Consider the following 8385-nt stretch of genomic DNA (forward strand, 5'->3'; position numbering starts at 1 on the left):
TGATTTATGAAAGAGGTCTATTTAATAAAAAATTATTTACATAAAATTGAATTAACTGATAGCTCCATTGTCTTAATAGATGTAAAAGTTGAAGATATAGAAAAGATTGAATATCTAAATAATCAGGCGGTAATCATTTTAAAGAACGGTGAAAAAATAGCAGTTGATAATTTTGATATAGAAGAAAGCTCGCTAGTTTTTAGAAATGAGCAAGCAGAATTATTTTTATTTGATTTTAAAACAATTACTTATAACCCTATAGATAAAATTGAACCATTATTATATGGGCAGTCAGAAAGTTCATTTGTAAGTGTTTGGCCATTTGTTGGTTTAGCGCTTGGTGGAGTTGGTTTAATTGCGGGTGCTGCAGGAGGTAGCGGGGGTAGCGGATCATCAGAAGCAGTAACAAAAGTGAAAAAGCCTCAGGATGTTATCATCGGTAATGGTGATTCATTTATCAATAAAGAAGAAGTTCAAGATGATAAGGTTGAAGTCACTGTAGACTTACCTACAGGCTTAACAGATCAGGATAATGAATAGCCACCAAAATTCTAGACACACATAATCATCTTTTGATGGGCCTTTTCATAATCTAATGGAGAACGCTGACCATTGGAACCATGTCTGCGTTTTGAATTGTAGAACATCTCAATATATTCAAAGATATCCGACCTTGCTTCAGTCCTGGTCGCATAGATTTTCTTTTTAATTCGTTCCCGCTTTAATAGCTGGAAGAAGCTTTCTGCAACAGCATTGCCATGGCATGAGCAGTATACTGCGCAAGTCGTCTACTCATACTACTTTCAAGATTATGATGCTTGAGAAATGTCTGCCATTCATGACTGGTGTATTGGCTGCCTTGGTCAGAATGGATTAGGACTTTGTTCTTTGGGTTTCTTCGCCACAAAGCCATCAATAACGCATCTAAAACCAGATCTGCCGTGATTCTGGATTTCATAGACCAGCCAACAACAAGACGTGAAAACAGGTCAATCACTACTGCGAGATATAGCCACCCTTCATGAGTGCGGATATCTTGCGAAGTAGCGCTTCTCATGTCAGTCACCCACAGCTGGTTGGGCTGAGTTGGATTAAATTGTCGGTCTAAAGTGTTTGCGGCAACGACAGCCGGAACACCAGCATGAGCTCTAGGTTTACGATAACCACGCTGCGATTTAAGACCATTCGCCTTCATGAGCCGATGTACTCGATTAATCCCGCAACTTTCACCAATATCTTTCAAATCACAGTGAATCTTGCGGTAGCCGTAGACTCCACCAGATTCCAGCCAGAACTGTTTAATCAGTCCTGAAAGCTGTTGCCGTTTCCTCGCAGTTTTACTGGTGGGTTGCTTTAACCAGGCGTAATAACCACTGTGATGCACATCTAAAGTTGAACATAAACGACGAACAGGCCATATGTGCTGATTGTCCTGAATAAAGGCGTACCTCATTTGGACTGGCTTGCGAAGTACACCGCGGCCTTTTTTAGAATATCTCTTTCTTCTGTAACTCGTTGCAGCTCTTTTTTTAACTTTGCTAATTCTGCACTTGGATCATTAGATTCTGTTATCTTGGGTTGCTGTGGATCATAACGTTTGATCCAGGCATACAGACTATGGGTGGTGGTTCCTAAACGTGCAGCAACTTCGGCCACACTATGACCTTTCTCAGTAACTTGCTTTACTGCTTCAATTTTAAATTCTTCAGGGTATCGTTTACTGCTCATAAGCACCTCGTTAATTAGCCATTTTATCTAACTAAAAGGTGTCTACAAAATCGGTGGCTATTCACTAAAACTGCGAGTAAAAAAAGACTGGTTAGATATTGGTCTTTTTTTTTAATTCTTAAATTCATTAATGAATTTGCTAATTTTATAAAAACATATCTTAAAACTTTATGAAAAATAATGCTTAGGTTAAGATGAGCCATCATTTCTAAAAGCATTCTAGAAGACCTATGCAACCATTTGTTCTATATAACTCAGAGCAACGTAAAAAAGTAGAATTTGTGCCTCGTAAAGAGGGTCAGATTGATCTGTATGTCTGTGGTATGACGGTTTATGACTACTGTCATATCGGACATGCACGTACAGTGGTTGCATTCGACTATATTATCCGTTTCCTGCGCAGTCAGGGCTGGCAGGTGAAATACGTACGCAATATCACCGATATTGACGATAAAATCATTAAACGTGCCAATGAAAATGGTGAAAGCATTTCATCACTGACCAGCCGTTTTATTGATGCGATGAATGAAGACTTTGCCAAGTTAGGCTGTCTTGCACCAGATGCTGCACCAAAAGCCACCGACTATATCGATCAAATGCAAAATATGATTGGTACCCTTGTCGATAACGGCACAGCATATCCAGCCAAGAATGGTGATGTGTATTTCGAAGTTGAAAAATTTGCCAAATATGGTCGTCTTTCAGGTCGTAAGCTAGAAGATATGCAAGCCGGTGCTTCTGAGCGTGTTAACGTTGAAGTTGAGAAAAAACACCCGTTTGACTTTGTGCTTTGGAAACACGCCAAAGAAAACGAACCATCTTGGACCTCTCCGTGGGGTAATGGTCGTCCAGGCTGGCATATTGAATGCTCTGCGATGTCAACTTGCTGCCTCGGCAACCATTTTGATATTCATGGTGGTGGTGCTGACTTAAGCTTCCCTCATCATGAAAACGAGATTGCACAATCTGAAGCAGCGACAGGTGAACAATATGTGAACTACTGGATGCATGCGGGCTTCATCAATGTCGATGGTGAAAAGATGTCGAAGTCTTTAGGTAACTTCTTCACCATCCGTGATGTGATTGAAAAATTCCATCCAGAAGTAGTGCGTTACTTTATCGTATCTTCACACTACCGCAGCCCGGTGAACTATTCAGATGTAGCTTTAAAAGAAGCGAAAAATACGCTGATGCGTTTCTATCATTCTTTCAAAACTTATCAAGCAGTATATGGCGAACAACTGGTTGAAACTCTGGATCAAAACTTTGTTGAGCGCTTCAATACAGCTATGCGTGATGACTTCAATACCCCAGAAGCCATTACTGTATTGTTTGAACTGAATAAAGAGCTGAACCGTGCAGTAAAAGATCAGAATCAGGAGCAGGCTACTGTTTATTATTCTACTCTGCGCCATCTCACCAATATTCTGGGTCTGGTACAGCACAATGTCGATGAATTCCTGAAGTCTGATATTGGTCAGGAAGCTTTAGGCTTGTCTGAAGAGCAGATTGAAGATCTGATCCAGCAACGTAAAGATGCCAAAAAAGAGAAAAACTTTGCTCGTGCCGATGAAATCCGCCAGTCTTTATTAGACCAAGGGGTGGTGCTGGAAGATACCCGTCAAGGAACTGTATGGCGTCGTGCTGATTAATTCGGCAGTTGAATCAATAGAGAGTTGACAGTTAGCAGAAACTCTCTATAATTCACTCCCATATTGCGGGAATAGCTCAGTTGGTAGAGCACAACCTTGCCAAGGTTGGGGTCGCGAGTTCGAGTCTCGTTTCCCGCTCCAAAATTCAAAAAACCCTGATCGAAAGATTAGGGTTTTTTATTGCCTAATCAAAATATAAAAATAAATTCTTTATTAAATTACATGATTTAAATAGGAGCAATTACAGGCTAATTGAAGAAAAAATTTCAAAACATTCTGTCTAAGTTTTATGAAAAGCTCTACATTTTGAAACCTGACATTTGCATAGATATGATAAAATTGCGAAAATTATTTTTTGCTAGACTGAGTCAACTCTGTATAGAGTTAAGGTAAACCTACTTTGAACCCACCAAATATGCCAAATCAAATAGACTTCCAGAAAGTTGCACTTGAAACCTTGCGTATCGAAGAACATGCATTACAGATTTTAGCTGCCCAAATCGATGAGCGTTTTAGTCAGGCATGTGAAATTATCCTGCAGTGTAAGGGGCGTCTGGTGATTACCGGGATGGGGAAATCCGGGCATATTGGCCGCAAAATGGCCGCGACTTTTGCATCTACGGGTACGCCTTCATTCTTCATGCATCCGGGCGAGGCAGGGCATGGTGATCTTGGGATGCTGGTACCGGGTGACGTACTGATTGCCATTTCAAACTCAGGCAAAAGTGATGAAATCATGATGCTGATGCCTCTGATCAAGCGTCTGGAAATTCCTTTAATTACCATTAGTGGTGACGACAAAGGCCCTATGCCACAAAATGCCGATGTCGCTTTAACTTTGGGTAATCTGCAAGAGGCTTGTCCACTGGGTCTGGCACCAACTTCAAGTACTACAGCGACTCTGGTGTTAGGCGATGCTCTGGCTGTAGCGCTGCTAGATGCACGTGGTTTTACTGCTGACGATTTTGCCCTTTCACATCCGGCCGGAGCACTTGGTAAACGCTTATTACTGCATGTTAAACACCTGATGCATACTGGTGCAGAACTGCCGAAAGTGTCACCAGATACACCGATGAATCAAGTTTTATACGAAATTTCAAATAAACGCCTAGGTTTAACCACAATTGTCGATCAAAATGATGTTCTGTTGGGTATTTTCACGGATGGGGACTTGCGCCGATTGATTGATAAGCAGCAAGGTTTTGATGTCAATCTGCCGATCCAGGAAGTGATGATCAAAAATCCTCTGACGATTTCTCAGGAAGTACGTGCTGTAGCAGCGCTAGAACGTATGAATGAACGTAAAATTAATCAATTTGTAGTTGTTGATGATGCCAATAAGGTCATTGGTGTAATTAGTATGCATGACCTGATTCAGGCTGGGGTAAATTAATAGATGGCATCTTATGTATTATTAGAGCAGGCACGTCATATTGAAGCACTGGTGCTTGATGTGGATGGGATTCTAAGTGACGGTTTTGTTACGCTGACCAATACGGGAGATGAGATCAAATCCTTTGATATTCGTGATGGTCTGGGTATGAAGCTGGTTCAGCAGGCTGGAATTAAAGTGATTATCATCACTGGACGTCAAAGTAATATTGTACAAAAACGTATGTCTGATTTAGGGGTAGACCTAGTCTATCAGGGACGTGAAGACAAAGGCGTTGCCCTCAAAGAAGCTTGCGCTCAGTTGAATATCGATCCTGAAGATTGCCTGTATATGGGCGATGACTGGCCTGACCTCTCAGCTTTTGCGATTGCTGGCATGAAAGTGACAGTTCCAAATGGTCATGTCGAAGTACGTCGTCGTGCCGATCTGGTGACTCAGGCGATGGGTGGTCGTGGTGCAGTGCGCGAGATCTGTGACATGCTTTTAATGTCTAAAGGTGTTTACCAAGAATTACTTGAAAAGTTTACTCGTGCGCCATATTAATCAACTATACGTTCTGGATTAAGTACACTGCTTATGGATACTAAAGTTTTATACGTAACCGCGATTATTCTCGCAGCCATAAGTGGTGGTTATTATTATTTCAGTGGAAGTGGCAATAAGCTTCAGGTAGATGCTGCACGCAGTATGAAATCCACGGCTGAAAATATTAATTTGACGCAGACCGATGAAAAAGGTGAGCTGGCTGTTCGTGCTCAAGTCGATCGACTCGAGCAGGATATGCAGAAAAGAACCTCGAAGCTGGAAAATATGAATGCTTCTATGTACAAGGATGGCAAAGTAGATTCTACTTTTTATGCCAAACTTGTGAATGGGTACGAGGATAATACTAAAGTGATCCTTTCTCAGCAGGTGGTAGCAACCAAGATTCTGCAAGATGGTCAGCTTCAGTTCAAGACAGAAGAGTTAACAGGTTTCCCTAAAACACGAGAAATTGAAACGGATAAAGCTGTAGAAGTAACGACTCCACAAGCTGAGTTTATCAGTCAGGGCTTGAAGGCAAATCTAAATGACGGGCAATACGAATTTTTTAATATTCGAGGAAAGTATGAACCAAATTCTTAAACCTAAAATGACGACTACTTTCCTGAAGCGTACTGCGCTTGCTGCTGTGCTCGGGTTTACTTCACTCGCAGCATTGGCAATTCCTTCAGACCGCCAGCAGCCTATTTCACTGGTAGCTGACCGCGCAACTTTTAATGAGCGTACCGGTATCACAACTTATACCGGTAATGTCATTATTGAGCAAGGGACCATGAAACTTCAGGCAAACTCAATTGTGGCGAACCTGAATAGCAAGAAGCAAATCAGCACGATTACAGCAAATGGCAGTCCTGCACGTTTCCAGCAACAGATTGATGCTGCTAAAGGAATTGCGAAAGGTCAGGCACAGAAGATTGTCTACAATGCTGATACCGGTATTATTACCCTGACAGGTAATGCCTTCCTGGAACAGGATGGGGCCAGTATCCGTGGTAATACGCTTCGATACAGCATGAATAAGGGTGATATTGAAGCTGTCGGTACGCCAAATAAAACTGGTTCCTCTTCAGGTCGTGTACAGATTGTGATTCCACCATCCAGTTCTAAATCCTTCCCGGGAGCACGTGACTAATGGCTGAATCAAAGGTTCAAACTTTAACCATTAAACATCTGGCGAAAAACTATAGTAAACGTTGGGTGGTGAAGGATGTATCCTTCAGCATGAAAAGTGGTCAGATCGTTGGTTTGCTTGGACCGAATGGTGCAGGTAAGACCACCAGTTTCTATATGGTGGTTGGTCTGGTGCGTATGGATAAAGGTGAAATATATCTGGATGATCTGGATCTCTCAGATTTGGCCATGCATGAACGTGCCCGTAAAGGGATTGGTTATCTGCCGCAGGAAGCTTCTATTTTCCGGAAGCTTACCATTGCTGAAAATATCATGGCGATTCTTGAAACCCGTAAGGAATTGACCAAAGCCCAGCGTCAGCAGCGCCTAGCAGAATTGCTGGCAGACTTTAAGATTACCCATATCAAAGATTCTCTGGGCATGAGTGTCTCTGGTGGTGAGCGTCGTCGTGCGGAAATTGCCCGTGCGCTGGCAGCTGATCCAAAATTCATGCTACTTGATGAACCCTTTGCCGGGGTCGATCCGATTTCTGTCGGAGATATTAAAGACATTATCACAACCTTGAAAGATCGTGGTATTGGGGTATTAATTACTGATCATAATGTGCGTGAAACTTTGGCAATCTGTGAGCATGCGTATATTGTCAGTGAAGGTGCAGTGATTGCAGAAGGTACACCACAAGAAATCCTGAATAATGAAACTGTTAGAAAAGTGTATCTGGGTGATGACTTTACCGTGTAATTCGGCTTTATTACCTTAATCAAGCCCACACAGTCAACTTTAGCGTTGTTGTGTGGGATTTTTTCGTCGAAAATATTTTAGTATCATCAATTTTAAAATATGTTTGGTATATAGTTAGTTTAAAAACGACACCAATAATCATGCTATTGCAAGCAAAAAAAATTAATAAACTTCGGGGTAATTTACAGGGAAAAAAAAGGGTATTTATCGCCTTTTTATTGCCTTTGCAAATGTCTCAGGTTTATGCGGCAGATACGGAAAAGGGATATTTTCAGGGATTCAAACAAGGGGTCAGTAAACTATTCTCCCCTGAACCTGTGAAATCCTCACATACGGTTGCTCTGCGGGATTTGAGTAATTATCAGCTGGATACCTCACGTGTTCAGGAGTTGCCCCAAGTAGGCGGTTTTCAGAATGGTACTCGTTCCCACAATAATATTCCAGCGATGGGCATTCCCAGACGCATTGATCTCAAGGATGCTGTACTTACAGCAGTTCAGCGTCGTCCCGAGATTGCACAAAGTATATCTTCGCTGTCCTCTCAGGCTGCCAATATTGATGTCGCAAAGGCACAATACTATCCACAGATTTTGGGTGGATTTGGAACAGCAGATTTAACCAAGGGTGAGCGCGGTCGTCAGGTAGTTTCCCTGAATGCGACCCAAATGCTATATGATTTTGGCAAGTAAAATCCAGCGTAACCACTGAAGAAGCCAAGCTTGCCGAAGCGCAGGCACGGGTTTTAGTTAGCCTGGATCAGATTGCACTTGAAGTGGCAGATGCCATTGTCAATATCAAGCGCTATCAGGAAATCACCAAGATTGCCGAGCAGCAGAAACAAGGGATTGCACGAATTGCGGAAATTGCCAATCTGCGAGCCAAAGCCGGGATCAGCAGTCAGGCCGATCCGATTCAGGCCCAATCCAATCTGGAAGCTGCAGAGAATAACCTGATTGTGCAACAAACCCAGTTACGTCAATATCAACAAAAACTGCGTACTTTACTCGGCTTTGATATATCCAATGTAGAGTGGGAAATTCCGGATAGTCTGATTCAACAGGCCGGACTTTACCAGGAGCCTGAATTTACCAGTATTCCAACGTTGATGTTGGCACATGCTGGCGTGGAAGTTGCACGTTCGCAAAAGGAGCAGGCCAGGTTAAATACTTATCCTACCATTAGGGCGTGTCCTCATTT

At 42.2% G+C, this 8385-nt stretch carries 10 protein-coding genes, 1 tRNA gene and 1 pseudogene; 9 read left to right on the forward strand and 3 right to left on the reverse strand.

Features of this window, described 5'->3' with window-relative positions:
* The first annotated feature begins 6 nt into the window (after window positions 1–6).
* On the forward strand, window positions 7–540 hold the full coding sequence (locus B4033_RS11905) for a BapA/Bap/LapF family prefix-like domain-containing protein (RefSeq protein WP_286834241.1): 534 nt from the start codon (window positions 7–9) through the stop codon (window positions 538–540).
* A gap of 11 nt (window positions 541–551) precedes the next feature.
* Here B4033_RS11905 and B4033_RS11910 read toward each other — a convergent pair whose 3' ends face one another.
* The 3 genes from B4033_RS11910 to B4033_RS11920 are packed head-to-tail and all read right to left on the reverse strand — an operon-like array spanning window position 552 to window position 1728.
* Window positions 552–710 (reverse strand): IS3 family transposase, encoded by a 159-nt coding sequence (locus B4033_RS11910; RefSeq protein WP_228152979.1) that lies wholly within the window; start codon window positions 708–710, stop codon window positions 552–554.
* A gap of 11 nt (window positions 711–721) precedes the next feature.
* A complete protein-coding gene (locus B4033_RS11915; protein WP_286834252.1) occupies window positions 722–1543 on the reverse strand; it encodes an IS3 family transposase in 822 nt (273 codons plus the stop codon).
* Window positions 1450–1728 (reverse strand): IS3 family transposase, encoded by a 279-nt coding sequence (locus B4033_RS11920; RefSeq protein ID WP_034675292.1) that lies wholly within the window; start codon window positions 1726–1728, stop codon window positions 1450–1452. Before B4033_RS11920 ends, B4033_RS11915 begins: the two co-directional genes overlap by 94 nt.
* A gap of 230 nt (window positions 1729–1958) precedes the next feature.
* Here B4033_RS11920 and cysS point away from each other — a divergent pair, with 230 nt between their 5' ends.
* From cysS to B4033_RS11960, 8 genes and pseudogenes are all read left to right on the forward strand, one after another.
* The gene (gene cysS / locus B4033_RS11925; protein ID WP_286834244.1) at window positions 1959–3380 is read left to right on the forward strand and encodes a cysteine--tRNA ligase; all 1422 of its coding nucleotides are present in this window, start codon (window positions 1959–1961) and stop codon (window positions 3378–3380) included.
* A gap of 65 nt (window positions 3381–3445) precedes the next feature.
* Window positions 3446–3521 (forward strand) — tRNA-Gly (locus B4033_RS11930).
* A 274-nt stretch (window positions 3522–3795) separates the two neighbouring features.
* Window positions 3796–4773 carry a KpsF/GutQ family sugar-phosphate isomerase gene (locus B4033_RS11935; protein ID WP_103800991.1) on the forward strand — a complete coding sequence of 326 codons (978 nt, stop codon included), beginning with the start codon at window positions 3796–3798 and terminating at the stop codon, window positions 4771–4773.
* 3 nt (window positions 4774–4776) lie between these two features.
* Window positions 4777–5316 (forward strand): KdsC family phosphatase, encoded by a 540-nt coding sequence (locus B4033_RS11940; protein WP_008305404.1) that lies wholly within the window; start codon window positions 4777–4779, stop codon window positions 5314–5316.
* Between the two features lie 33 nt (window positions 5317–5349).
* Window positions 5350–5898, forward strand: a complete 549-nt coding sequence (lptC, locus tag B4033_RS11945; protein WP_286834248.1) for an LPS export ABC transporter periplasmic protein LptC — start codon at window positions 5350–5352, stop codon at window positions 5896–5898.
* Entirely contained in the window at window positions 5882–6448 is a 567-nt protein-coding gene (gene lptA / locus B4033_RS11950) for a lipopolysaccharide transport periplasmic protein LptA (protein WP_004812577.1), read from the forward strand. The genes lptC and lptA overlap by 17 nt, the downstream gene beginning before the upstream one ends.
* The gene (lptB, locus tag B4033_RS11955) at window positions 6448–7188 is read left to right on the forward strand and encodes an LPS export ABC transporter ATP-binding protein (RefSeq protein ID WP_076753411.1); all 741 of its coding nucleotides are present in this window, start codon (window positions 6448–6450) and stop codon (window positions 7186–7188) included. Before lptA ends, lptB begins: the two co-directional genes overlap by 1 nt.
* Window positions 7189–7328: 140 nt before the next feature.
* Window positions 7329–8385: pseudogene (locus B4033_RS11960) on the forward strand (TolC family protein); the annotation flags it as partial.

The sequence above is a fragment of the Acinetobacter sp. UBA3132 genome (genome assembly GCF_002364825.1).
Classification (GTDB): domain Bacteria; phylum Pseudomonadota; class Gammaproteobacteria; order Pseudomonadales; family Moraxellaceae; genus Acinetobacter; species Acinetobacter schindleri.